The sequence below is a fragment of the Streptomyces sp. TLI_185 genome (assembly GCF_003814765.1).
Lineage (GTDB): Bacteria > Actinomycetota > Actinomycetes > Streptomycetales > Streptomycetaceae > Streptomyces.
Genome location: NZ_RKRB01000001.1, coordinates 1360972 through 1383174, shown reverse-complemented (window position 1 = coordinate 1383174; position 22203 = coordinate 1360972). Strand labels below are relative to the sequence as shown.

Here is a 22203-nt window from a genome sequence, read left to right as displayed (position 1 = left end):
CGCCGGGCCTCGGTCGCCTACCCGATGTCGACCACCCGGGCCCAGGCGGGCGGCGCATCGGGCACATAGTCGGGATCCTCCTCGTCCCAGCTCGCGCCCTGCCGGGGGAACAGACCCACCACCGTCCGGCAGGCCGGTCGCGAGTCCGGCCAGGGCGTCTGACCGTCGGTCAGCACCACCACGACATCGGGGCGCGGGCGCGTGCGCAGCGCCTTGGCGAAGCCCGTGCGCAGATCCGTGCCACCGCCGCCCATCAGCGGGATGCCCTCGGCCCGGCACAGCGGGTGGGCGATCCGTGCCGCAGCGTCGCACGGCACCACGGTCACCAGGTCGCGGCGGCCGCCCACGGCACGCGAGATCGCGGCGACCTCCAGGAGCGCGCTGCCCAGTTCGGTGTCACTGACCGACCCGGACGTGTCGATGATCACCGAGACCCGGGGCGGTCTGCGCCGCAGGCTCGGCAGTACGACGCCGGGCAGGCCCGCCGAGCGCCGCGCGGGCCGGCCGTAGCTGTAGTCCTCGCCCGCGCCCGACCCGGAGGCGGCGGAACGGACCGCCGCGCCCAGCAACTCCCGCCACGGCTGCGGCGGATGGAACGCCTTCTCCGCCCACCGCCGCCACCCCTCCGGAGCGTTCCCAGGGCGGCCCTTGAGCCCCTGTGCCACCCGGAACCGCACAGCGTCCTGTTCCTGTGCGCTCAGGCCGTGCGCGCCGTCCGGCCCGAGCTCCCACTCCCGCGCCAGCCCGTCGGCGCCGCTGCCGCAGTCCAGCCAGGCCATGCTCTGCGTTCGCGCGCCGAGCGTGAACTGGCGCAGGTAGTCCTCCATCAGCTGCCCCTCGGACAGCCCCAGGGCCGTCGGCCGCACCGCACCCCGGGGCCGGACCAGCCCGTCGCCGTAGATGTCGTCGTTGATCTCGCAGTCCGCGGCGATGTTCATCCGCAGTCGTTCGCCGGGGCCGGTCAGCCCGCGCTCCCGGGCGACCCGGTCGCTGCGCCCGTGGTGGTCGCGCAGCAGGTGCGACACCTCGTGCACCCAGACGGCCGCCAGATCCTCCACCGGCATACGGTCCACGAATCCCGGCGAGACATAGCAGCGCCAGTACCGGTCGACGCCCATCGTCGGCACCTGTCGTGACTCCACGGTGTGCAGGGCGAACAGCGCGGTCGCCAGGTACGGGCGGGCCCGGGCGGCCTGCAGCCGGGCGGCGAAGAGCTTGTCGAGGTCCAGGGCCCCGGGTTCGTCGGCGCTCATCGGCCGGCCTTCGCGGTGAGGGCGGTGCGGGCCGCCGCCTGGTCCGCCCGCCGGGACACGGACACCGCTCCGGCGAGCTTCTCGATCGCCGCCGGGACGTCCCAGTCCTCGCGGCGCAGTGTGGCGAGCGTCGTCGCGGGCACCACCACCAGGTCCGGCGCTCCGGTCTCCAGCGCGCGGACCAGGAGCGCCCAGGCCGCGTCCCAGCGGGACTTCTCGGGGCGGCCGCGGACCGCCGCCACCACACCGTCGAGCACGGCCTGGCGCAGATCGCCCCGCTCGGGCAGCTCGGCGTTCGCAGGGTCGGCCAAAAGCACCTCGGGGTCCGGCAGGTCCAACCGGTCCAGACCGGCCAGCAGTTCAAGGCCCGGACCGTCGCCCACCGTGCCCCGCACCAGCAGCGAGAGCACGTCCCGGGAGGAGCCGGCCGCGGTAGCGAAGGCGATCAGGTGCAGCGTCATCTCCCAGCTTCGGGGCGACGGCCAGGCGCCGCCCCGCCGCATCTCGTTGCTGGGCAGCTGGTGCACGAGTTTGGGACGCGCGGTGAGCAGCCCGCACACCGCGCGGCGGGCGAAGTCCACCGCCTCCGACAGCTTTTCCGGGGACAGCCGCGGCAGCGTGGCCCGCGGCCAGATGCCGCCGAGTCCGCGTACGACGACCTCGTGGTCGTGGGTCCACTGAAGGTGCACGAAACGGTTGGCCAGCGGCGGGCTCAGCTCCCAGCCGTCGGCCGCCGAGGACCGCGGATTGGCGGCGGCCACGATCCGTACCCCGGGCGGCAGCCGGAGGGCCCCGATGCGTCGCTCCAGCACAAGGCGCAGCAGCGCGGCCTGGACCGCGGGCGGCGCGGTGGACAGCTCGTCCAGGAACAGCAGCCCCCGCCCGGCCCGCACCAGGCGAACCGCCCAGTCCGGCGGGGCCATCGGGACCCCCTGCTCGGCGGGATCGTCCCCGACGACGGGCAGCCCGGAGAAGTCGGACGGCTCGTGCACGCTGGCGATCACGGTGGTCAGCGGAAGGTCCAGGGCCTCGGCGAGCTGAGTCAGGGCCGCGGTCTTGCCGATCCCCGGCTCACCCCACAGCAGCACGGGCAGATCGGCGGCCACGGCCAGCGTCAGCGCCTCGAGCTGGGCGTCGGGGCGGGGTTCGGTTGTGGCGTCGCGCAGCAGGGTCAACAGCTCGTCGGCGACTTCGAGTTGGGAGGAAGAGGCCTCGGCGGAGGCGGGGACGGTGGTAGCGAACGGGGTGTGTGCAGGCATGTTTGGTCACCTTTTCGTCGGGGTGAGCCGAGTGAGACGGGTGTACGGGGGTGAGGTCAGCGGAAGTTCGCGTGGCGCGGGCGCGAACGCCGGTTGGGGGTGCGGACGAGGTCCCCGGGGCGGTGGCGGTAGCGCGCAGGCCCGCGGTCGAGCCCGGTCAGCCCCGCCCTGAACAGGCCGTAGGTGATCCGCCGCTCCGCGGCCGCCTCCAGCTCGTCCCGCAGCGGTCCGTCGCGCAGCACCGCATCGGGACCGAGCAGGCCCTCCACGACGGCCAGTGCCCCGGCGATGTCGCCGTGGTCCAGGCGTTCGCGGACACCCGGGAGACAGTCCGGACGACGGTGCGCCTCGTCGATCGCCTGAAGGCAGGGCAGCGGAGTCCCGGTCAGCGCGACCAGCAGCTCCTCCCGTCGGATCTCGGCCGGGTCATGGTCCAGCGGGGCCAGTACGCCATCCACCAGACCGATCCGGTGCCGAGCTCCACGGCACTCCACGAGACGCGGCTGCCCTGCCGGTTCCGGAGCAGGGGGCGGGCGGGCCGGCGAGTGGTCCGGTACGAGGGCGGAAGCGACCAGCGGGTGCAGCCGCTCGGGCGTGATCGAACCGGTGCGCAGGAGCTCCAGGTCGGGCGGGACCCAGGTCGCCGCATCGGGCAGGACCGGCAGCGCGGAGCAGTCGCCGCACCCTGCCCCCTCGGCGAGTCGCACCGAGGGCGGCCCGACGTCATCGCTGCCCGCGGTCAGGTCCAGGACCAGCCGGTGCCTGCCCCCGAGCCGTACGAGAACGCAGACGCCGACCTCGCGCCGCCCTTCGGCGCCGAGCAGAATCCCCGCCTCGGCCGCCCACCGGTCGACGGCACAGTACTGACCTTCCGGCACCGACACGGGCAACTCCCGTGCCATTGCAGGGCTGTTGTCTTCGCTCCGCCGATCGGCCCCGGACCGTATGCGCAGCTCATGGGCTCTGCTCGCATCCCACAGATGCCGGTGCAGGTCGAGCCGGAAGCGCCGGCTGGGACGGGGATGCGGATGACGCCGGGCGGCGGCCTCGGGACGGGATCCGTCCCACAGCGCCAGGCTGATCCGCTGCCCGGCATCCGCCCAGGCCGGCGGGGTCCGCACCACCAGGTGCAGCGGACCCGGCCCGTCCCGCCCGGCAGCGTCGTACCGGGCCAGGGCGATCGTCAGCCCCGGGCGCAGCAAACCGTCGGGAGCGATCCTCGGCAGGTGCCAGCGCACCAGGTCGGGAGCCAAGCGGCGCAGATCGGCCCGGACTTGGGCCGCAAGCTCCCGCCCATGGCTGCGCGCCACGGAGCGCAGGTTGAGATCGACATCGAGGCCTGCGGCGGCACAAGCCCCCGCCCAGTCGCCGACGAGGCGGCGGGCGGTCGCAGTCTCGATCATGGAGGGCGGCACGGCGAACTCGCGCACGCGCTGCCAGAAGGAAAGTCGCCAGAGGGAATGGCGGGAGTCTCCGTTTGCGGTCCGAGTGAGCATCAGCACTCACCTGGCGCGGACGGGACCCCCAATCTGTCAACAGAATGAGTCGTCATCGCGAGGGATCGTAGCGTTCCCCCGTCGCGCTCGGCCAGGAGTTTTCCGATCAGGGAATTCAGGACGATGTCTCCGCGCGGGCGAGCAGATCCAGCGTGATGTCGGCCTCCACCCTGGGCTGCAGCAGCCGCCCGCCGGCCGCCTCGCCGGCGTCGGGCACGGCCATGTCCGCGAACAGCGCGCCGAAGTCCGGCTGGTCCACGCCCAGTTGGGCCTGCACGGCGGGAGAGGTCAGGCCGGTCTTGCGGCCGACGATCCGTCGTCCGGCGTCCAGTCCGCGCCGCACGTTGAGCTGCTGCACGGCGTAGGCGGCCGCGATGTCGCCGGCAGGTGGAGCAGGCGGCATGCGATGCCTCCAGGGGAGCGGTGGGACGACTCCGGTACAGACAGCGTCGGCGCGGAGCGCCGAACTCTGTTCCGTGAAACGGAACAGCAACGGCGGCAGCATGCTGGAGAAGGCGGCAGTCATCCTCGAATGCTTCAGCCCCAGCGGTGGTCCGTTCCGTCTCTCGGAACTTTCCGAGCGGGCGGGGCTGCCCAAGCCCACCGTGCACCGGCTGGCCGCCGACCTCGTCCGGCTGGGCCGGCTGGAGCGGACGGGCCCGCACTACCGGCTCGGCGCGAAGCTCTTCGAGCTGGGCTCGCTGGTCCCGCACCGGCTGGACCTGCGCGAGACGGCCCTGCCCTTCCTCCAGGACCTGTTCGAGGCCACCCGCGAGACCGTCCATCTCGGCGTGCGCCAGGGCATGGACGTCGTCTACCTCGAACGCATCCACGGCCACGAGGCCCTCCAGCTGCCCTCCCGCATCGACGGCAGCCTGCCGCTGAGCTGCACCGCGGTCGGCAAGGCCCTGCTCGCCTTCTCCGGCCCAGAACTCACCGAGGAGGTGCTCTCCCGCCCCCTGCCCAGCCTCACACCCCACTCGATCACCGACCCGGCCCGCCTGCGCCTGGCCCTGGAGAAGATCCAGGTGTCCGGCCTCGCCTACGAGGAGCAGGAGGCCGCCGCAGGAGTGAGCTGCATCGCCGCCCCCGTTTTCGCCGGCGGCAGCACGGTCGCCGCCCTCTCGGTGGCCGTGCCCCGCACCCGCTTCAGCCCCGCCCAGCTCGCCCCCGCCGTACGGACGGCGGCACTGGGTCTGTCCCGCGTCCTGCGCACAGGTGGCTGACACGGGGTTGTTGCCACGCCCGCCTGCGATCGCGGAGGATCTTTGCCCCGGCCCGGCACTCACAGGAGCTCTCTCGTGACGTACGACATCACCGCCATCCGCTCCGAATTCCCGGCCCTGGCCGCCGGAACGGCGCACTTCGACGGCCCGGGCGGCACCCAGACCCCGCAGCCCGTCATCCGGGCCGTCGCCGCCGCACTGTCCAACCCCCTGTCGAACCGGGGCCAGGTGGCCGAGGGGGAGCGCAACGCCGACACCATCGTCACCGGGGCCCGCCGGGCCATGGCCGACCTGCTCGGCGCGGATCCTGCGGGAATCGTCTTCGGCCGCAGCGCCACCCAGCTCACCTACGAGTTCTCCCGCACCCTCGCCAAGACCTGGCAGCCCGGCGACGAGGTGGTCGTCACCCGCCTCGACCACGACGCCAACATCCGCCCCTGGGTCCAGGCCGCCGCCCGGGCCGGCGTCACCGTACGCTGGGCCGACTTCGACCCCGCCACCGGGGAGTTGACCCTCGACGACATCCGCGCCGTCCTCACCGAACGCACCCGGCTGGTCGCCGTCACCGCCGCCTCCAACCTGATCGGCACACGTCCCGCGATCGCCGCGATCTCCGACCTGGCGCACGAGGCGGGGGCGCTCAGTTACGTCGACGGCGTCCACTACGCCGCCCACGCGCTGGTCGACCTGGAGGCGCTCGGCGCGGACTTCTTCGTCTGCTCCCCGTACAAGTTCCTGGGCCCGCACCACGGAGTCCTCGCCGCCCGGCCGGAGTTGCTGGAGACCCTGCGGCCGGACAAGCTCCTGCCCTCCACCGACGCGGTGCCCGAACGCTTCGAACTGGGCACGCTGCCCTATGAGTTCCTTGCGGGCACCACCGCCGCGGTCGACTTCCTCACCCGCCTCGACCCGAGCGCCACGGGAACCCGCCGACAGTGCCTGACCGCCGCCTTCGCGGCCCTTGAAGCACACGAACACACCCTGCGCACACAGATCGACAAGGGACTGTCCTCGCTCGAAGGCATCACCGTCCACTCCAGGGCGGCCGACCGCACGCCCACCCTCTTGCTGACGTTCGAGGGCCGCTCCACCACGGAGGCCTACCGCTTCCTCGCCGAGCGCCGCGTCCACGCCCCGTCGGGATCCTTCTATGCCATCGAGGCCTCCCGCCGGCTCGGCCTCGGCGACACCGGCGGCCTCCGCATCGGCCTCGCGCCCTACAACAACGCGGAGGACGTCGACCGGCTGCTGACCGGACTGTCCGAGTTCCTCAGGCTCTGAGCAGCGGCCGGACACCTGAAAGTAGCGTGCGAGCCGCTGGAGACGCGCTGACTGGGGCGGGGCCAGGACTGTAAGGGAGTCCCGGCCCCGTCGTTGTGTCCGGCACCGGGTGTATGTTTGAAGAGTCAAACGTATTGGTTCTTGGCTCCCGGATCGAGGCCGGTTCTCATGCACGTCGTCATCAGTGGTTCCTCAGGGTTGATCGGCGGCGCGCTCGCTGCGTCGCTGCTGGCCGACGGTGACCGTGTGACCCGGTTGGTCCGGCGCGAGCCGCAGACCCGGGCCGACGGAAGCGTCGAGGCGCGGTGGGACCCGCGGGCGGACGCAGGAGCGGTCGATCCGGCGGTGCTCGACGGCGCGGACGCGGTGGTCGGGCTGGCCGGGGCCGGGGTAGGCGACCGCCGGTGGACAGCCGCGTACAAGAAGGAGATCCGCGAGAGCCGGGTGCGCGGCACCGGCGCCCTCGCCGAGGCGATCGGTGGCTGCGAGAAGCCGCCGCCGGTGTTCGTGTCGGGGTCCGCCGTCGGCTACTACGGTGAGACCGGGCAGGCCGTCGTGGACGAGTCCGGCGGGCCCGGCCAGGACTTCCTGGCCGGGGTGTGCCAGGAGTGGGAAGCCGCCGCCCACCGCGCCCGGACGGCCGGAACGCGGGTCGTCACCACCCGCTTCGGGATCGTCGTGTCGGGCGCGGGCGGGGCGATGGGCCGCCTGCTCCCCCTGGCCCGGGCGGGGCTCGGCGGGCGGCTGGGCAGCGGCCGCCAGTACTGGAGCTACATCTCCCTGCCCGACACGGTCCGCGCCCTGCGTCACCTCATCGACACCGACTCGGTCGGCGGACCGGTCAACATGACCACCCCGCACCCCGCCACCAACCGGGACATCACCGCCGCAATCGGCAGGGCCCTGCACCGCCCCACGGTGCTGCCCGTGCCTGGCTTCGCCCTGCGGCTGGTGCTCGGGGAGTTCGCCGACGGCATCCTGATGAGCCAACGGGTGGTGCCTGGACGCCTCCTCGACTCGGGCTTCACCTTCGAGCACCCGACCTTCGAGGCCGCCCTGGGCTCGGCGGTCCGCTGACGGTGCCCTCAGGTGCCCGCCGCGCGTCGCCGGCCCAGGACGGGCTCGGCCAGCACTCTCGCCGCCCGGCAGAGGGTCTGGCCGTGCCGGGCGAAGAGTTCGTCGCGCGAGTCGAAGTGGCCCAGGTCCGCCAGGACGTACGCCGAGAGGTCGCACGCGGCACCGTCGGCCGGGCAGAGCGTCACCCCGTCCCAGTCGATCGCCGTCCTGGACAGCGCCTCGAACAGCGTCTCCGTACCGGCGTTGGTGAAGCCGCCACCCCGGCCGTCGCTCAACTCGTCGAGACTGCCGAAGAGTTCCGAGACGGTCAGCCAGGAGTCGGCGGCGTGGGCGGTCGGCGACAGTACGTCGAGGCGGAACTCCGGCCAGGCCAGGAGAACCTGGTCCGGGACGATCCGGCGCAGCCGAGGAAAGCGCGGATACCAGAAAGTCCCGTCGACCAGCAGGCCGCGCACCCGCGTGGCCACCCCGGATGCCCGCGCCACGGCCTCCAGCACGGCCAGCCGCTGGCTGCACGAACCCCGGCCGCGGCGCAGCACCTCGGACACGGGCCGCTCGTCCTGCACCGAGTACACCGGCCGCACAGCTGCGGCAATGACCCGGTGGGCCCGGCGCAGGTCCGCCGTCCTGCGGTCGAGCGCCGCGGCCGTCCCCGCGTCCGCTGTCGTGTCGATCTGCTGAAGCAGGGAAGTGACCTGCGGGTGCCGCCAGTCGAGGATCCGCGTCGGGGCCGTGCTCCCCACCGCCGTTCCCCCAGCCGTCGCGTGGGCGCGAGAACGGCCTCGTGGCGTGAGAAGCGAGCTCGTCATGGCGGTGGTCCTCTCTCCGGCGCCCCGATGGCCACACGTATCATCACCGATTAATTGAACATGTTCAACTCTCCTGTGGTTGAAGAAAATGCGTGGTGATACCCCTCACCGGCCTCTAACCTTTCCGCGCGTGGACGACAACGGGCGGGAAGCAGTGGCGGCGGCGAGTGAAAGGGTGCCTTGCCGGCGCGGGAGGAAGATCGCCCTCGCCCCTCTGGAGGTCGACGACGTCGAGATGCTGCAGCGGTGGCGGTCCGACCCGGTGGCCGCGCACGAGATCGGCGTCTGGCCCCGGTCCCAGTCCTGGCTCCGCGAGCGTGTGGAGCGCGACCTCGACGACTCGGACCGCGATGACTTCCTCGTGCTGCTCCCCGACGGGACGCCGATCGGTTGCACCGCCCTCGTCGACCAGGACCTGGCCGACGGTACGGCGGAGGTCGTCATGCTGCTGGCTCCCGAGCACCGCGGGCAAGGGCACGGCGCGGACGCCCTCGACACCATGGTCGACCTGGCCTTCGGTGAACTGCCCCTGCACCGCCTCCAGGCAGTCACCCACGCCGAGAACACCGCTGCCCTCAAGGTCCTCGCCAAGTCCGGGTTCGTACGGGAGGGCGTGCGCCGCTCGGCGTGTCTGCACCGGGGGCGCCGCCACGACGTTGCGGTGCTGTCGCTGCTGCGCCCCGAGTGGGAGACGCTGTGGCGCCCAAGGACATGGGACCTGTGAGGAGCCGTCAGCCCAGGTAGGCGGGGGCGACGGCCGAGGTCATCAGCCGGCGGGCCGCTCCGGAGCCGTCGGCCCGGACGGTCCACAGGTCCGAGCCGTAGTCGCCGGGGAGGGCGTAGACGAGGGTGGAGTCGTCGCCCCACAGGGCCTGGTCGTCGATGTTGCGCTGCTCCGCGGTCGCGGTCTCCTTCATGGTGCGCAGGTTGAGGACGTACAGCCGCCAAGGGGCGTCGGGGGAGGCTCCCTTGACGCGCTTCTTGTAGGCGATGCGGGTGCCGTCGGGTGAGAGGGAGGGGCATTCGACGTTGCGGTGCAGGGTGGTGAGGGTGCGTGCCCCGACGTCTCCTTGTACGAGGTAGGTCTTGCCGCCGGACGCCAGCGTGGCGTAGAAGCGGTGGTCGTCGGCGAAGGTGACGCCCCAGATGTTGGTGTCGGCGGCGCGGTAGGTCCGGCCGTCCCTGATGATGCGGAAGGTCTCCAGGTTGTCGTCGATCTTCCAGGTGCGGGTGTCGACGATGGCGGTGCGGGTGGAGAACTTGGTTCCTGCGTAGGAGTCTCCGCTGACGAAGACCGTCCAGGCCATCAGGTGGCCGGAGGGTGAGACGCGGGCCCGGGTGGGGATGCCCGCGGCCGGGAAGCGGTGCCGCTCGTGCAGGTGCGCGTCGAGGACCACCGCCCGGTAGGTGTCCCTGAGCGTGCCGTGCACGGCCTGCAGGCAGATGCCGGTTCCGGCGGCCGCGTGGAAGCGCAGGCATTTGACGCCCGAGGCGGTGCGCGGCCCCTGCGGATCGTCGGCGGGCACGGTGGCGATCTCGTCGCGGTGCGGGCCCCAGGCCAGGTTGCGCACCAGTAGCCGGCGGTCGGACGTCGGCCGGAGTGAGACGGTGCCGGTGCGCACGGTCGGGCCGTTCGCCTGCTGCTCGTCCCGCATTCCCGACCGGTGGGCGGCGTACAGGACCGCCCCGGTGCCGACGCCCCCGAGCAGCAGGACGGCGGCCAGCAGGATCACCAGGCGGGTGGTTCGGGTCATGCGGACACCTCGGCGGGGGACACGTCGTCGGTGGGACGAAGGACGAACGCGGCCACGACGGCGCTGACGGCCAGCGCGGCGGCGGTGACGGCCAGCGCGGTGTACCCGCCCCACAGGCTCCAGGCCGCGCCGAAGGCGAGCGAGCAGGCGAACCGGGCCAGTGCCTGGCCGGTGCCCACCAGTGCCTGCCCGGCACCCTGGTGCTGTGCCGGCACGGCTGAGGCGGTGGCGGCCGCGAGGACTCCGTCGGTGGCCGCGTAGAAGGTGCCGTGCAGTACGAGGACGGCGACCACGGCGGGAATGCCGTGCCAGGGGGAGAGCACCAGTCCGTAGCCGAGCAGCAGGACGCCGTGGCCGGCCAGGAACAGCCGGCGGCGGTCGAGACGGTCGGCGAGTGCGCCGAGCGGGACGGCGAGCAGCAGGAAGACCGCGGCGGTGCCCAGGGGCAGCAGCGGGAACAGGTCGGCGGACAGGTCCCCCTCCCGCTGGAGCAGCAGGTACAGGAAGGAGTCGCTGACGGTGGTGAGACCCAGCAGGGCCGCGCAGAGGGTGAGCCGGCGCAGCTCCGGGCGGCGCAGCAGGCCCAGCGAGTCGCGCAGGGCGGGCCGGACCGGCTCGGGCAGCTGCACGGGACCGGCAGGCGCGATACGGCCGGGCACGAACAGCACCAGCACCAGGACGCCGAGCACCGCGATGCAGCCGCTGACCGCGAAGACCGCGTCGTAGCCGTCGACGGTGGCCCGCAGCACGGCGAACGCGACCAGCGGGCCGAGCAGTGCGCCGGTGGTGTCCATGGCGCGGTGCACCCCGAACGCCCGTCCCCGGTGCGCGGGTTCGGTGGCCAGCGAGATCATCGCGTCCCGTGGGGCGGTGCGCAGCCCCTTGCCGGTGCGGTCGGCCGCGAGCACGGCGCTGATGACGGGGAGCGTGTGGGCGAGCAACAGCAGCGGCTTGCACAGCGCCGACAGGCCGTAGCCGAGGCCCGCCACGACCTTGTGCCGGCGGCCGCCGTGGTCGGCGAGGTGACCGCCGGCCAGCCGGACCAGCGCCCCCACGCCGTTGTTGATGCCGTCGAGGAGACCGAAGCCGAGCGGGGACAGGCCGAGGCCGGCGACCACGTAGAGCGGCAGCACGGCGGTGACCATCTCCGAGGAGACGTCGGTGATCAGGCTGACCGCACCCAGGGCCAGCACGGTGCCGGGCACAGCGGCCGGCCGCCGCCCCGGACGGGTGTCCGGGGCGACGGCGGCCTTGGTGCTGCGGGAGTCCGCGAGATACACGGGCGTCAGTTCCAGATGCCGGTGATGTCTGACGCCGACGCGGCGTTGCCCGCGTGGCTGGTCAGACCGGCCAGGTCCTCCACCGTGCGCAGGACGTTGTAGTGGTTGTAGGTGGTGGAGCTGGAGCTGCCGGCGGCGACGTGCTGCCCGTAGAGGACGGTCGGGATGCGGTTGCCGGACAGCTTGTTGTCCTCGTCGAAGGTGACGGCGAGGATGCTGTTGTGCGTCTGGGCCCAAGTGGCGTACGCGCCCAGGTTGTTCTTGATCCAGGTGTCGCCCGTGGAGACCGAGCAGTCGTGCATGTCGCTGCACAGGTTCGGCACGACGAAGGAGACCTTCGGCAGGGTCGTGTAGTCGGTCGGGAACTGCGCGAAGGTCATCGCGGTGTTCGTCGGCACGTTGGAGAAGCCGAACCACGGGTTGTGCTTCTGCGCGTAGTTGCCGCTGCTGCAGGTCGTCGAACCCTGGCTGGGCAGCGACTCGTTGTAGCTCTTCCAGGTCTTGCCGGCGGCGATCAGCTCGGAGGCCAGGTTCGGTGCGGAGATGGACCCGACGCTCACACAACTGTCGTCGGTGCGGCCCTGGTTGGAGCCCGAGAAGAGCATGTAGTAGTTGGGCTCACTGGGGTGGGTGAGGCCGTAGGACTGGGTGAGGTTGGCGCCACCCGCCTTGAGGGTGTTGTTGATGTACGGGGCGCTGGAGCTTCCGATCACCTGCGAGTAGGCGTGGTTCTCCATCACCACGACCACCACGTGGTCGGGGGTGGGGAGAGCGGCGGCCTGAGCGGCTGACGTGGTTGCGGCCCACACACCGATCGACGTTGCGGTCAGGGCGACGGCCCCGGCGAGTGCGGTGAGGGGGCGTCGGGTGCGCTGGGAAGCCTTTACGGCGGTCATGACTGTCCTCCGGACAGAAGTGACGGGCACGTGCGGGGGGAGGCGGCGCCGCAACCATAGGAGCCTCAGACCGGTACTGCGTGAAGCCCAGACGAACGCCGGACCCCGATGGGCAAACATCGCACGACATGCTGGTCATGTACAGGTCATGCGTGGTGGGGGTCGTGATCGCCGCGACCTACGACCCACCTGCCCCGATCTCCGCGAACCGGACAACCGCGCAGGTCAGGCCTGCAGCTGCGCGGAAGTCATGGACTGCAGATGGCCGAGGAACGCGAGCGTGGCCGGGTGCGTGGGAGTGCGCGGCCAGGCCATGCGGACCGTTACGGGCGGTACGTCCGCCAGGGCCAGATAGCGGACCCCGGGGTGCGGATGGCTCTGCTTCGTGGCCTCCGCGGTGACGCCGACCGCCTCCCCCGTGGCGATCACGGTGAGCCATTCGTCGACGTTGGCCACCTCGAACGTGCGGGGCCGCCGCCCCTCGGGCCACAGCTCGGCGGTGGTCGCGGCGGTGGCGCACAGCACCACCGGCCGGTCGGCGAGATCCGTCAGCCGCACCGACGGGCGGGTCGCCAGCGGGTCGCTGTCGGGTACGGCGGCCATGCGCCGCTCCCGGTACAGCGAGCGGACCTCCAGCCCGGCGCCGGGCGCGGGTGCGGTGCGCACCAGTGCCGCGTCGATCTCCCCGCGGCGCAGCGCCACCTCCGGATCGTCGCGCCGGTACACCTGCACCGGGGTCCCGGGGTGCGCCTCCCGCCAGGTGCGCAGCAGCGGCACGGTCAGGTCGCCGAGCGCCGCCCAGGCGAAACCGATCCGCAGGGGGCGCACCCCCGCCGCGGCCTCCGTCAGTGCGTCGTCCAGCTGACGGAGGATCAAATGGGACCTCTCGTGCAGCCGTTGACCGGCATCCGTGAGGGAAAGGGTGCGGGTCGTACGGTCCACCAGCCGCACGCCGACCCGGCTCTCCAGCTGTTCCAGGGTGCGCGAGAGGGCGGGCTGGCTGATGTGGAGCACGGCCGCCGCGCCGGTGATGGTGCCCTCGTCGCCGATCGCGGCGAGCGCCCGTAGATGCCGTAGCTCCACATTCATAACTTGGAAGCATAAGTGCTCCCCAGAAGGTATTTCCCTCCCGCCGGGGGCCGGGCCTAGCGTCGCAGTCATGAAGATTCTGCTCATCGGCGCCACCGGCACGCTCGGCGCGGCCCTCCACAAGACACTCGACACCCGCGGCCACGAGGTCCTCGGCGTGGGACGCAGCGGCGGCGACCTGCACTACGACATCACCGACCCCGCGCAGGTCACCGAACTCTACGACCGCGCCGGGCGGGTGGACGCCGTGGTCAGCGCCGCCGGCCACGTGCCGTACAAATCGGTCACCGAGCTGACCCCCGAGGACTATCTGGCTGCCTTCCACGGCAAGGTGCTCAGCCAGATCGACCTGGTGCGCCAGGGCATCCCGCGGATCGCCGAGCGCGGCTCCTTCACCCTCATCACCGGTGTGCTCGCCCGCGAGCCGATCCCCACGGGCAGTGCGGCCTCCATGGCCAACGGCGCGCTGGAGGCGTTCGTCCGGGCCGCCGCCATCGAGATCGCCCCGCAGCGCATCAACGCGGTCAGCCCCACGGTCTTCACCGAGAGCCTCGCCAAGTACGGGGACTACTTCCCGGGCATGCCGCCGGTCGATCTCGCCGACGTCACGCAGGCGTACGTCCGGTCCGTCGAGGGCGCGCAGACCGGGCAGGTCTATGCCCTGTAGCCGGCTGAGCCCTGTCCGGGGCAGGCGGCCCTTGCTCCGCCTCGCCGTGCGGGCGCGCTCCTCGGTCAGGGTGCGGCCCGCGGCATGCGGGGTGACGTCCCCGGTGACCGTGGCGGCCCGCAGCCTCGTCGAGATCGTCTCGAAGCCCGGCGAGGCCGCCCCGGGCCCGCCGTCGCCGCGTCGGGGCCGTCGGCGCTCCGGACCGTCGCCGTCATGCCCGCCCCGCCTCGAAGTGGGCCGCGGCGACCACCAGGTCCTGCCAGGCCATGCCCACGCTCTTGAACAACCGCGGGCGCTCAGAAGGTGGTTGGGACCGGCCCCGCACGAGATCGGCGAGGCCGACCAGGGTGCCGGGATCGAGGGCCCCTGCCTGCACGGCCAGCACGATGTCGCCCGCTTCACGCAGCGCCGCCGAAACCGCCTCCACCACCACTGTCGAACGCCCGACAGCCGTGTCGTCGACCTCCCTGGCGTCCGGCTCGTGCGATCCGACGGCCACCACGGTCGCATGCGCGGGCAGCAGCGAGCCGTCGAACAACGGTGTGCGCGCCGTGGTGCAGCAGGCCACGACGTCCGCGTCCGCCACCTCGTCCGCACTGCCGACTCGCGCCTCGACGTCATCGGCGAACGCACGGGTGTGCTCGGCGTTCCGGCCGACGACCACGACGTCCCGGATCGGCCGGACGCACCGCAGGGCCTCGACATGCGACCGTGCCTGCGGTCCCGTCCCGAACAGCACCAGTCGGCTCGCGTCCGGTTCGGCGAGCGCGTCGACAGCCACGGCCGACACCGCCGCGGTACGTACGCGGGTGAGCGCGATCCCGTCCAGCAGGGCCAGCGGGGTGAGGGTTTCGCCGTCCAGCAGCAGGTAGTTGCCCTGGATCCGCGGCAGTTCCCGCGCCGGGTTGTCCGGCGCCACGGTCACCACCTTGACCCCGGCGTAGGAGCCCCAGTGGGCGGGCATGAGCAGGAGCTGCCCCCGTGGCACCGGGACCGCCGAACGCGGCGGACCGGCCTCCGGGTCGAGCCCGCCGAGCAGGCTCGCACGCAGCGCGCCGATGGCCGCCTCCATGGGCGGCGCGCCCTCCAGAACGGTGATCACAGCGGAAATCCCTCCTTGCTCACCGGTCATCTCCCGACCGGTTCCACTTCTTACGGTCCGGCAGCGCCGCAGCCGACCGACGGCACAACGCGGCGCTACCCGCGGGGCGCCCGGGCTCCGGTCACCGCCCGCAGAACGTCCACCAGCGCCCGCACCGTCGGCCGGTGCTCCGCAGACGAGCGGAACACGACCACGATGTGCCGCTCGACAACCTCCCGCAGCCGCACCACGTCGAAGCGGGAGGCGCGCAGCCTGAGCATCAGCTCCGTCACCGTGCTGATGCCGATGCCGGCCTCGACCAGCGCCAGCGTGGCCGCGGTGTCGGTCACCTCGTGCCGGACGTCGGGTTCGATGCCGGCCCGCCGGCAGGCGGTGCGCACGGCGCGGCCGTAGTAGCTGTGGGGGGAGGGCAGGATCCAGCCCAGGTTCTGCGTGTCGGCCAGGGCGACCTCCTCGCGGCCCTCCAGCCACCCGGTGGGCACGGCGAGGGAGAACCGCTCCCGGTCCAGCTGCATCACCCGCAGCGCCGGATCACGCGGGATGGGCACGTCGGGGTAGTCCAGGCCGAGCGCCAGGTCCACCGCGCCGGAGGCGACGGCGTCGTACACCTCGTCCACGTCCATGTCGCGGCTGTGCACGGCGAGCCCGGGATGCGTCTCGCGCACCCGCTGCAGGGCCGGCGGCAGGATCTCGGCGGCCGCCGTGGCGAACAGCCCCACCACCAGCACCCCGGAGACCTCGCCCCGGCTGCGCTCCAGCGCCTCGACCGCCTCGGCCTCCGTGGACAGGATCCGCTCGGCGTGCCGCGCCAGCGTCATCCCTGCGTCCGTCAGCTCCACCCGTCGGCCCACGCGCTGCAGCAGCTCCATGCCCGTCGCCTTCTCCAGCGCGGCGATCTGCTGAGAGACCCCGCCGGGTGTGTACCCCAGTGCCTGCGCCACCGCGGTGATGGTTCCGCGCCTGGTCAGCTCCACGAGGGAACGAAGCTGGGAGCTCGTCCAGTCCATATAGGAACACTAATAGATCGGGCGCAGTAACTGTTCATGGACGTCAAAGGTCGGGTTGCGTCACGATGACGGGCAGACAGCTGATCAGCGTCTTGCCCCCCGGCCGGGCGCCGGCCTCCGGAAGGGACGGCCCCTTGTCCTCCACATCCGCCTTCCGCTCCGTTCCGCCGACCGCAGACGTCGTGATCATCGGCGGGGGCGTGATGGGCGCCAGTGCCGCGTTCCACCTCGCCGAAGCGGGGGTGACCGACATCGTCGTCGTCGAGCGCGGCGACCTGGCCTGCGGCAGCTCGGGCAAACCGATCGGCGGCGTACGCGCCCAGTTCTCCGACCCCCTCAACATCGAGCTGGGCAGCCGGAGCCTGCGCGCCTACGAGAACTTCCCGCACCGCCCCGGCGCCGACATCCGCCTGGACACCGTCGGCTACCTCTTCCTGCTCACCACCGACCGGCAGGCCGCGGAATTCGAGGCAAGCGCCAGGACCCAGAACGCCCTCGGCGTCCCCACTCGCATGATCGCCCCGGAGGAGGCCAGTCGCCTCTGTCCCTACGTCAGCACCGACGGACTCGTGGCCGCCGCCTACTCGCCCACCGACGGCCATGCCCGGCCCGGCCTGGTCGTGAACGGATACGCCGACGCGGCCGCCCGCGCCGGAGCCACCTTCGCCACCCACACCACCGTGACCGGCATCGACACCGCAGGCGACCAGGTCACCGCCATCCATACGGACCACGGACGCATCGACTGCAACACCGTCATCTGTACGGCGGGCGCGTGGTCGGGCCTGATCGGCGAGATGGTCGGCATCGACCTCCCGGTCAGGCCGGTACGCCGCCAACTCGCCTTCACCGAACCGCTCGTGCCCCCGGCGCCCCGTATCCCCTTCACCATCGACTTCGCCTCGTCGGCCTACTTCCACAACAGCGACGACGGCCTGCTGTTCGGCCTCGCCGACCCCCGCCAGCCCGACGGCTTCGACACCACCTGGACCCCCCAGTGGCTCGAACTGTTCCGGGACGCCGTACGCAGGCGGGCCCCCGAACTCGCCGACATGAGGACCGTCGGCGGCTGGGCCGGCCTCTACGAGGTCACCCCCGACCACAACGCCCTCATCGGCCGCTCCGGAGAACTGGTCAACTTCCTCTACGCCACCGGCTTTTCGGGCCACGGCTTCCTGCAGGCCCCTGCCGTCGGCGAGATCCTGCGCGACCTCCACCTGGACCGCGCACCCTTCACCGACATCTCCCCCCTCAGCGCCGACCGCTTCCGCTCCGGAGCCGAGATCCGTCCCGAAGCGCACGTGGTGTGAATCCCCCGAAGTCCATGCGGCGTGAACCCCCCGATCGAAAGGCTTGGATGATCAGCCAGTGGCAGCTGCGCGACGCCTTCGCCGCCCGGCTCTCCGGCATGTACGGCCGGGAGGCCCCCGCCTGCACCACGCTCGTGGACGTCTCGCGCAAGGCCACCGAGGAGGTCCTGCGCGCACAGGGCGCCGACGCCGAACGCCTGGACTCCCACAGCCGCGTGACCGCCGAACGCCACGGTGCCATCTGCATCGTCCCCCCGAACTGCACCAGGTCGCCCGTGTCTTCGGCGCCCGGGACATGCACCCGGTGGGCTTCCACGACCTGCGCGAAGCCGCCTCCAGCGCGGTCCCCGTCGTATCGACCGCGAAGTCCCCGCCCCCTCGCCCAGGTCGCCCGGAAGCTGCAACTCGACGGCCCGCTCGGCTGACCGCCCTTTCCCACTCACCGAACCCCGAGGATGCATCATGACGAGCACCGCCCTGCCCAGCACCGAGGACCTGCGCGCCCGCGCCCGTACGAGCCTGGAGCGCATCGGCGTCATCGTCCCCGAAGGCGCCGACTTCCAGGCACGTACGCCGATCACCGGCGAGGACCTCCTCGGCCTCACGGCCGCCACCGCCGCCGACACCGAGGAGGCCGTCACGGCCACCCGCGAGGCCTTCCTCACCTGGCGCACCACACCGGCCCCGCGCCGCGGTGAACTCGTGCGCCGACTGGGCGAGTTGCTGCGGGACCACAAGAGCGACCTGGCGGACCTCATCACCATCGAAGCGGGCAAGATCCGCTCGGAGGCGCTCGGCGAGGTCCAGGAGATGATCGACATCTGCGACTTCGCGGTCGGCCTGTCCCGTCAGCTCTACGGCCGCACCATCGCCTCCGAGCGCCCCGGCCACCGCCTGGCCGAGACCTGGCACCCGCTGGGCGTGGTCGGCGTGATCTCCGCGTTCAACTTCCCGGCCGCCGTGTGGTCCTGGAACACCGCCGTGGCCCTGGCCTGCGGCGACACCGTGATCTGGAAGCCGTCCGAGCTCACCCCGCTGATCTCTCTCGCCTGCGACCGGCTGCTGGTGCAGGCCGCCGAGGAGACCGGCGCACCGCGGGACGTACACCGCCTCCTGCTCGGCGACCGCACCGTCGGCGAGAAGCTCGTGGACGACCCGCGCGTCGCCCTCGTCAGCGCCACCGGCTCCACCCGCATGGGCCGCGAGGTCGGCCCCCGCGTCGCGGCACGGTTCGGCCGCAGCCTGCTGGAGCTCGGCGGCAACAACGCCGCCGTCGTGGCGCCCTCGGCCGACCTCGACCTCGCCGTGCAGGGCATCGTCTTCGCCGCGGCCGGCACGGCCGGGCAGCGCTGTACGACCCTGCGTCGCCTCATCGTGCACCGCGACATCGCGGACACGCTCGTCGCACGGCTCACGGCCGCGTACGCCAAGCTCCCCATCGGCGACCCCTTCGACGAGAACACCCTCGTCGGACCGCTCATCTCCACCAAGGCCCTCGACGACATGCAGGACGCCGTCACCCGCGTCCAGGCGCAGGGCGGCAAGCTCCTGGTCGGCGGTGCGCGCCGACTGGCCGACGCCGCACCCCGCGCCGCCTACGCCGAACCGGCCGTCGTCCGCGTCGACGAACAGACCGACGTCGTACGGGAGGAGACCTTCGCGCCGATCCTCTACGTCCTGACCTACGACACGCTGGAGGAGGCCATCGCCCTGCACAACGACGTCCCGCAGGGCCTGTCCTCCAGCATCTTCACCCGCGACCAGCAGGAAGCAGAGCTCTTCCTCTCCGCCGAGGGCTCCGACTGCGGCATCGCCAACGTCAACATCGGCACCTCCGGCGCGGAGATCGGAGGTGCCTTCGGCGGGGAGAAGGAGACGGGCGGCGGCCGCGAGTCGGGCTCCGACGCCTGGCGCGCGTACATGCGGTCGGCCACCAACACCATCAATTACTCCGGCCGACTCGCCCTGGCACAGAACGTCAGCTTCCTCTAGAAGGTCACCCGCGCCGCGCGAGCATGCTCAGACAGCTGGCGGCCACGATGGCGCCGATGCTCGCCCACTGCGTCCAGCCCAGGTTCTGACCGAGGCCGATCCACCCGACGACGGGGTTGACGCTCATGAACAGACCGAACGCCTGAGCCGGCACCCGGCGCAGAGTGAACAGGTCCGCGAGATACGGCACCGCAGAGGAGAGCACCCCGGCCGCCACGGCGCACCCCACCGCCGCAGCGGCCGGCGGATGCCGCAGCACGAGGGCGCCACCGATCGGCAGGAACACCCCGCTGCCCGTGAGCGCGGTCAGCGGCGTCGATGGCGTGCGGTGACGTCCGCGAGATAGCCGCGCAGCATGACCTTGGCCTCGTCGAGGAGTGCCACGTCGCCCTCGGCGTCCCGCCGGAATGCCTCCTGCGCCAGCGCGTCGGCCGCGAGGACCGCCGCGTGGCAGGCGGCGGCGAGGGTCTCGTGGTCGTGCGCCATGTCGAGGGCGAGCAGGACGCGGCGGATTCCGTCGGCCATACGGCGCTTGTGCGCGCGGTCCGCGGCGCGGGTCCGCTCGGTCAGGCCGCTGCCGAACCAGAGGGCACGGAAGCCGTGTTCGCTGCGGTAGATCCCGGCGAACGCGTCGACCAGCACGCCCACCGGGTCCTCCCAGCGCTCCGCCGTGGCGGCCTGGACGAGGCCGTCCATGGCGGCCTCGAGTTTCGTGAAGTAGCCGGCCGCCAGGGCGTCGATGATCGCGTCGCGGTCGGGCAGGTACTGGTACAGCGAGCCGACCGACACCTTGGCCTCCGCGGCGACCCGGGTGGTGGTCAGAGCCTCGACCCCCTCACCGATCGTCACGCGCTCGGCGGCCTCCAGGACCCGCGCCAAGCGCGCCTTGCTGCGCGCCTGTTGGGGGGTGCGGCGCAGGGGAGCGGCCCCGCTGACCTCCGCGGTCGGCTCTCCCACGAACAACCTCCGAACCTGAACGTGACTTTGTTTCACGTTTAGGTTACGGTCCCGCACATGACCGACTCAAGCACGGCGCTCGGGCGGGAGCGGGCGGCCGTGGCGGACGCCTGCCGCCGGCTGGGGGCCGAGGGCCTGCTCATCGGTACGGCAGGGAACGTGAGCGTGCGGGTGGGGGAGCGGGTTGCGATCACCGCGACCGGGGCGGTGCTCGCCGAACTCACCGCGGACCAGGTGACGGTGGTCGACCTCGACGGGAAGATCGTGGCCGGAACCCTGGAGCCGACCTCGGAGCTGGACCTGCACCTCGGCGTCTACCGGCGCTACGGCACCGGCGCGGTCGTCCACACCCACGCCCCGATGGCCACGGCGCTCTCCTTGGTCCTCGACGAACTGCCGTGCGTCCACTACCAGTTGCTCACTCTCGGCGGCACCGTCCGGGTCGCGCCGTACGCCACCTTCGGCACCCCCGAACTCGCCGAGTCGGTGCTCGCCGCACTGGAGGGCCGCAGCGCCGCACTGATGGCCAATCACGGCGCACTCACCCACGCGCCGACCCTCGACAAGGCGGTCGAGCACGCCCTGCTGCTGGAGTGGGCCTGCGGTGTCTACCAGCACGCGGCCGCGCTCGGAGCGCCCCGCGTCCTGGACGAACAGCAGCAACTCGCGGTCATCGAGGCCGCGATCGCCCGCAACTACGGCACCACCCACCCCGTACCATCCGCGCAGGAGGAACAGCGATGAAGGTCGTCACGATGGGCGTGCACGTGCTGGACGTACTGGTACGGCCGGTGGAGGAGATACCCGAGGGCCAGGGCGCGACCCTCGTCGACGACATCCGGATGACCGCCGCCGGGACGGCCGGCGGCACCGCCCTCACCCTCGCCAAGCTGGGCGCCTCGGTGCGCACCGCCGGTGCGATCGGCACCGACCCGACCGGCGACATGCTCGTCCAGCTCCTCAACAGGGCAGGCATCGACACCGGGCTGCTCGTCCGCCGTATCGACACCTCGACCTCCGCGAGCGTCCTGCCCATCCGCCCGAACGGCGACCGCCCCTCGCTCCACCTCCTCGGCGCCAACATCACCTACGGCCTCGACGACGTGGCCTGGGACGCAGTGGCCGAGGCCGGCCACCTCCACCTGGGTGGCCCCGAGCTGATCGGCGCCGATGTCGCCGCACGCATCCTGGCGCACGCCAAGGAACACGACGTCGTCACCTCCGTGGACCTCCTCGCCCCCGGCGAGCTGGGTACCTTCGACCAGATCGAACCGCTGCTCCCGCACGTCGACTATCTGCTCCCCAACGACGACCAGGTCCTCGGCTTCAGCGAGGAGCAGGATCTCGTGACCGGCGCGAAGAAGCTCCTTGCCGCCGGGGCGGGCCTCGTCGCCGTCACCTGCGGGGGCGACGGCGCGCTCCTGGTGACCGCAGAGGGCACGGAAACGGTGCCCGCCTTCGAGGTCGACGTCGTCGACACCACCGGCTGCGGCGACGCGTTCTCGGCAGGTTTCATACGCGGCATCAGCCTCGGCCGTACCCCGCGCGAGGCCGCCGTACTGGGCAGTGCCGCGGCCGCACTGGTGGCGCAGGGGCTGGGCAGCGACCACGGGGAGTTCGACCTGCCGGAGGCCGACGAGTTCGCCATGACCCACAAGACCCGCTCCTGAGCCGCCGCTCGACTCGCGGTAAACCGGTGTAAACCGTCACCGAGTCAATCAAGTGGTGACGGTCACGACAGGGGCGTA

General features: G+C 72.2%; 20 protein-coding genes and 3 pseudogenes. 10 read left to right on the top strand and 13 right to left on the bottom strand.

What is annotated here, in order from left to right:
• Positions 1-17 precede the first annotated feature (17 nt).
• The 4 genes and pseudogenes from EDD92_RS06315 to EDD92_RS50915 all read right to left on the bottom strand — a co-directional run.
• Entirely contained in the window at positions 18-1253 is a 1236-nt protein-coding gene (locus tag EDD92_RS06315) for a DUF2201 family putative metallopeptidase (protein ID WP_123963390.1), read from the bottom strand.
• The gene (locus EDD92_RS06310) at positions 1250-2512 is read right to left on the bottom strand and encodes a MoxR family ATPase (protein ID WP_123963389.1); all 1263 of its coding nucleotides are present in this window, start codon (positions 2510-2512) and stop codon (positions 1250-1252) included. Before EDD92_RS06310 ends, EDD92_RS06315 begins: the two co-directional genes overlap by 4 nt.
• A 56-nt stretch (positions 2513-2568) precedes the next feature.
• Positions 2569-4008, bottom strand: a complete 1440-nt coding sequence (locus EDD92_RS06305; protein WP_123963388.1) for a hypothetical protein — start codon at positions 4006-4008, stop codon at positions 2569-2571.
• A 142-nt stretch (positions 4009-4150) separates the two neighbouring features.
• Positions 4151-4513, bottom strand: a pseudogene (locus EDD92_RS50915) (hypothetical protein); the annotation flags it as partial.
• On the opposite strand from EDD92_RS50915, the gene EDD92_RS06295 reads away from it, so the two are divergent.
• The 3 genes from EDD92_RS06295 (at position 4512) to EDD92_RS06285 (ending at position 7592) form a co-directional block, all read left to right on the top strand.
• Entirely contained in the window at positions 4512-5234 is a 723-nt protein-coding gene (locus tag EDD92_RS06295) for an IclR family transcriptional regulator (RefSeq protein ID WP_123970292.1), read from the top strand. The pseudogene EDD92_RS50915 and the gene EDD92_RS06295 sit on opposite strands and share 2 nt — an antisense overlap.
• Before the next feature lie 75 nt (positions 5235-5309).
• Positions 5310-6515: a cysteine desulfurase-like protein gene (locus tag EDD92_RS06290; RefSeq protein WP_123963387.1), complete on the top strand. Its 1206-nt coding sequence runs from the start codon at positions 5310-5312 to the stop codon at positions 6513-6515.
• Between the two features lie 168 nt (positions 6516-6683).
• A complete protein-coding gene (locus EDD92_RS06285; RefSeq protein WP_123963386.1) occupies positions 6684-7592 on the top strand; it encodes a TIGR01777 family oxidoreductase in 909 nt (302 codons plus the stop codon).
• Between the two features lie 8 nt (positions 7593-7600).
• Here the strand turns inward: EDD92_RS06285 and EDD92_RS06280 are convergent, their stop codons facing one another.
• Positions 7601-8401 carry a transglutaminase domain-containing protein gene (locus EDD92_RS06280; protein WP_123963385.1) on the bottom strand — a complete coding sequence of 267 codons (801 nt, stop codon included), beginning with the start codon at positions 8399-8401 and terminating at the stop codon, positions 7601-7603.
• Positions 8402-8531: 130 nt separating this feature from the next.
• Here EDD92_RS06280 and EDD92_RS06275 point away from each other — a divergent pair, with 130 nt between their 5' ends.
• Positions 8532-9125: a GNAT family N-acetyltransferase gene (locus EDD92_RS06275; protein ID WP_260326355.1), complete on the top strand. Its 594-nt coding sequence runs from the start codon at positions 8532-8534 to the stop codon at positions 9123-9125.
• 7 nt (positions 9126-9132) lie between these two features.
• Here the strand turns inward: EDD92_RS06275 and EDD92_RS06270 are convergent, their stop codons facing one another.
• The 4 genes from EDD92_RS06270 to EDD92_RS06255 form a co-directional block, all read right to left on the bottom strand.
• A complete protein-coding gene (locus EDD92_RS06270) occupies positions 9133-10155 on the bottom strand; it encodes a TolB-like translocation protein (protein WP_123963383.1) in 1023 nt (340 codons plus the stop codon).
• A complete protein-coding gene (locus EDD92_RS06265) occupies positions 10152-11435 on the bottom strand; it encodes an MFS transporter (protein WP_123963382.1) in 1284 nt (427 codons plus the stop codon). The genes EDD92_RS06270 and EDD92_RS06265 overlap by 4 nt, the downstream gene beginning before the upstream one ends.
• A gap of 5 nt (positions 11436-11440) precedes the next feature.
• Positions 11441-12331: an alkaline phosphatase family protein gene (locus tag EDD92_RS06260; RefSeq protein ID WP_123963381.1), complete on the bottom strand. Its 891-nt coding sequence runs from the start codon at positions 12329-12331 to the stop codon at positions 11441-11443.
• A 225-nt stretch (positions 12332-12556) separates the two neighbouring features.
• Complete coding sequence (locus tag EDD92_RS06255) at positions 12557-13420, bottom strand: LysR family transcriptional regulator (protein WP_123963380.1); 864 nt, start codon at positions 13418-13420, stop codon at positions 12557-12559.
• Between the two features lie 70 nt (positions 13421-13490).
• Between EDD92_RS06255 and EDD92_RS06250 the strand changes: the two genes are divergently transcribed.
• Complete coding sequence (locus EDD92_RS06250) at positions 13491-14087, top strand: short chain dehydrogenase (RefSeq protein ID WP_123963379.1); 597 nt, start codon at positions 13491-13493, stop codon at positions 14085-14087.
• A gap of 211 nt (positions 14088-14298) precedes the next feature.
• Here the strand turns inward: EDD92_RS06250 and EDD92_RS06240 are convergent, their stop codons facing one another.
• Both EDD92_RS06240 and EDD92_RS06235 read right to left on the bottom strand, forming a co-directional pair.
• Positions 14299-15189 carry an ornithine cyclodeaminase family protein gene (locus EDD92_RS06240; RefSeq protein ID WP_123963378.1) on the bottom strand — a complete coding sequence of 297 codons (891 nt, stop codon included), beginning with the start codon at positions 15187-15189 and terminating at the stop codon, positions 14299-14301.
• 95 nt (positions 15190-15284) lie between these two features.
• Positions 15285-16196 carry a LysR family transcriptional regulator gene (locus tag EDD92_RS06235; protein ID WP_123963377.1) on the bottom strand — a complete coding sequence of 304 codons (912 nt, stop codon included), beginning with the start codon at positions 16194-16196 and terminating at the stop codon, positions 15285-15287.
• 134 nt (positions 16197-16330) lie between these two features.
• On the opposite strand from EDD92_RS06235, the gene EDD92_RS06230 reads away from it, so the two are divergent.
• The 3 genes and pseudogenes from EDD92_RS06230 (at position 16331) to EDD92_RS06220 (ending at position 19498) form a co-directional block, all read left to right on the top strand.
• Complete coding sequence (locus EDD92_RS06230) at positions 16331-17506, top strand: FAD-binding oxidoreductase (protein WP_260326353.1); 1176 nt, start codon at positions 16331-16333, stop codon at positions 17504-17506.
• A gap of 47 nt (positions 17507-17553) precedes the next feature.
• A pseudogene (locus EDD92_RS06225) lies at positions 17554-17930 on the top strand (2-oxoadipate dioxygenase/decarboxylase family protein); the annotation flags it as partial.
• Between the two features lie 38 nt (positions 17931-17968).
• Positions 17969-19498, top strand: a complete 1530-nt coding sequence (locus tag EDD92_RS06220) for an aldehyde dehydrogenase family protein (RefSeq protein WP_123963375.1) — start codon at positions 17969-17971, stop codon at positions 19496-19498.
• Between the two features lie 4 nt (positions 19499-19502).
• On the opposite strand, the pseudogene EDD92_RS06215 reads toward EDD92_RS06220, so the two are convergent.
• Both EDD92_RS06215 and EDD92_RS06210 read right to left on the bottom strand, forming a co-directional pair.
• A pseudogene (locus EDD92_RS06215) lies at positions 19503-19784 on the bottom strand (EamA family transporter); the annotation flags it as partial.
• Positions 19785-19804: 20 nt separating this feature from the next.
• Positions 19805-20455: a TetR/AcrR family transcriptional regulator gene (locus EDD92_RS06210; RefSeq protein ID WP_123963374.1), complete on the bottom strand. Its 651-nt coding sequence runs from the start codon at positions 20453-20455 to the stop codon at positions 19805-19807.
• A gap of 57 nt (positions 20456-20512) precedes the next feature.
• Here EDD92_RS06210 and EDD92_RS06205 point away from each other — a divergent pair, with 57 nt between their 5' ends.
• Positions 20513-21199: a class II aldolase/adducin family protein gene (locus tag EDD92_RS06205; RefSeq protein ID WP_123963373.1), complete on the top strand. Its 687-nt coding sequence runs from the start codon at positions 20513-20515 to the stop codon at positions 21197-21199.
• A complete protein-coding gene (locus EDD92_RS06200) occupies positions 21196-22125 on the top strand; it encodes a carbohydrate kinase family protein (RefSeq protein WP_123963372.1) in 930 nt (309 codons plus the stop codon). The genes EDD92_RS06205 and EDD92_RS06200 overlap by 4 nt, the downstream gene beginning before the upstream one ends.
• Positions 22126-22203: the final 78 nt, after the last annotated feature.

Bases quoted from the DNA above. Each gene is read 5' to 3' on its own strand.
- EDD92_RS06260 (WP_123963381.1), bottom strand. From the start codon at position 12,331: ATGACCGCCGTAAAGGCTTCCCAGCGCACCCGACGCCCCCTCACCGCA.
- EDD92_RS06285 (WP_123963386.1), top strand. From the start codon at position 6,684: ATGCACGTCGTCATCAGTGGTTCCTCAGGGTTGATCGGCGGCGCGCTC.
- EDD92_RS06235 (WP_123963377.1), bottom strand. From the start codon at position 16,196: ATGGACTGGACGAGCTCCCAGCTTCGTTCCCTCGTGGAGCTGACCAGG.
- EDD92_RS06200 (WP_123963372.1), top strand. From the start codon at position 21,196: ATGAAGGTCGTCACGATGGGCGTGCACGTGCTGGACGTACTGGTACGG.
- EDD92_RS06250 (WP_123963379.1), top strand. From the start codon at position 13,491: ATGAAGATTCTGCTCATCGGCGCCACCGGCACGCTCGGCGCGGCCCTC.
- EDD92_RS06220 (WP_123963375.1), top strand. From the start codon at position 17,969: ATGACGAGCACCGCCCTGCCCAGCACCGAGGACCTGCGCGCCCGCGCC.
- EDD92_RS06315 (WP_123963390.1), bottom strand. From the start codon at position 1,253: ATGAGCGCCGACGAACCCGGGGCCCTGGACCTCGACAAGCTCTTCGCC.
- EDD92_RS06280 (WP_123963385.1), bottom strand. From the start codon at position 8,401: ATGACGAGCTCGCTTCTCACGCCACGAGGCCGTTCTCGCGCCCACGCG.
- EDD92_RS06295 (WP_123970292.1), top strand. From the start codon at position 4,512: ATGCTGGAGAAGGCGGCAGTCATCCTCGAATGCTTCAGCCCCAGCGGT.
- EDD92_RS06270 (WP_123963383.1), bottom strand. From the start codon at position 10,155: ATGACCCGAACCACCCGCCTGGTGATCCTGCTGGCCGCCGTCCTGCTG.
- EDD92_RS06205 (WP_123963373.1), top strand. From the start codon at position 20,513: ATGACCGACTCAAGCACGGCGCTCGGGCGGGAGCGGGCGGCCGTGGCG.
- EDD92_RS06255 (WP_123963380.1), bottom strand. From the start codon at position 13,420: ATGAATGTGGAGCTACGGCATCTACGGGCGCTCGCCGCGATCGGCGAC.
- EDD92_RS06305 (WP_123963388.1), bottom strand. From the start codon at position 4,008: ATGCTCACTCGGACCGCAAACGGAGACTCCCGCCATTCCCTCTGGCGA.
- EDD92_RS06310 (WP_123963389.1), bottom strand. From the start codon at position 2,512: ATGCCTGCACACACCCCGTTCGCTACCACCGTCCCCGCCTCCGCCGAG.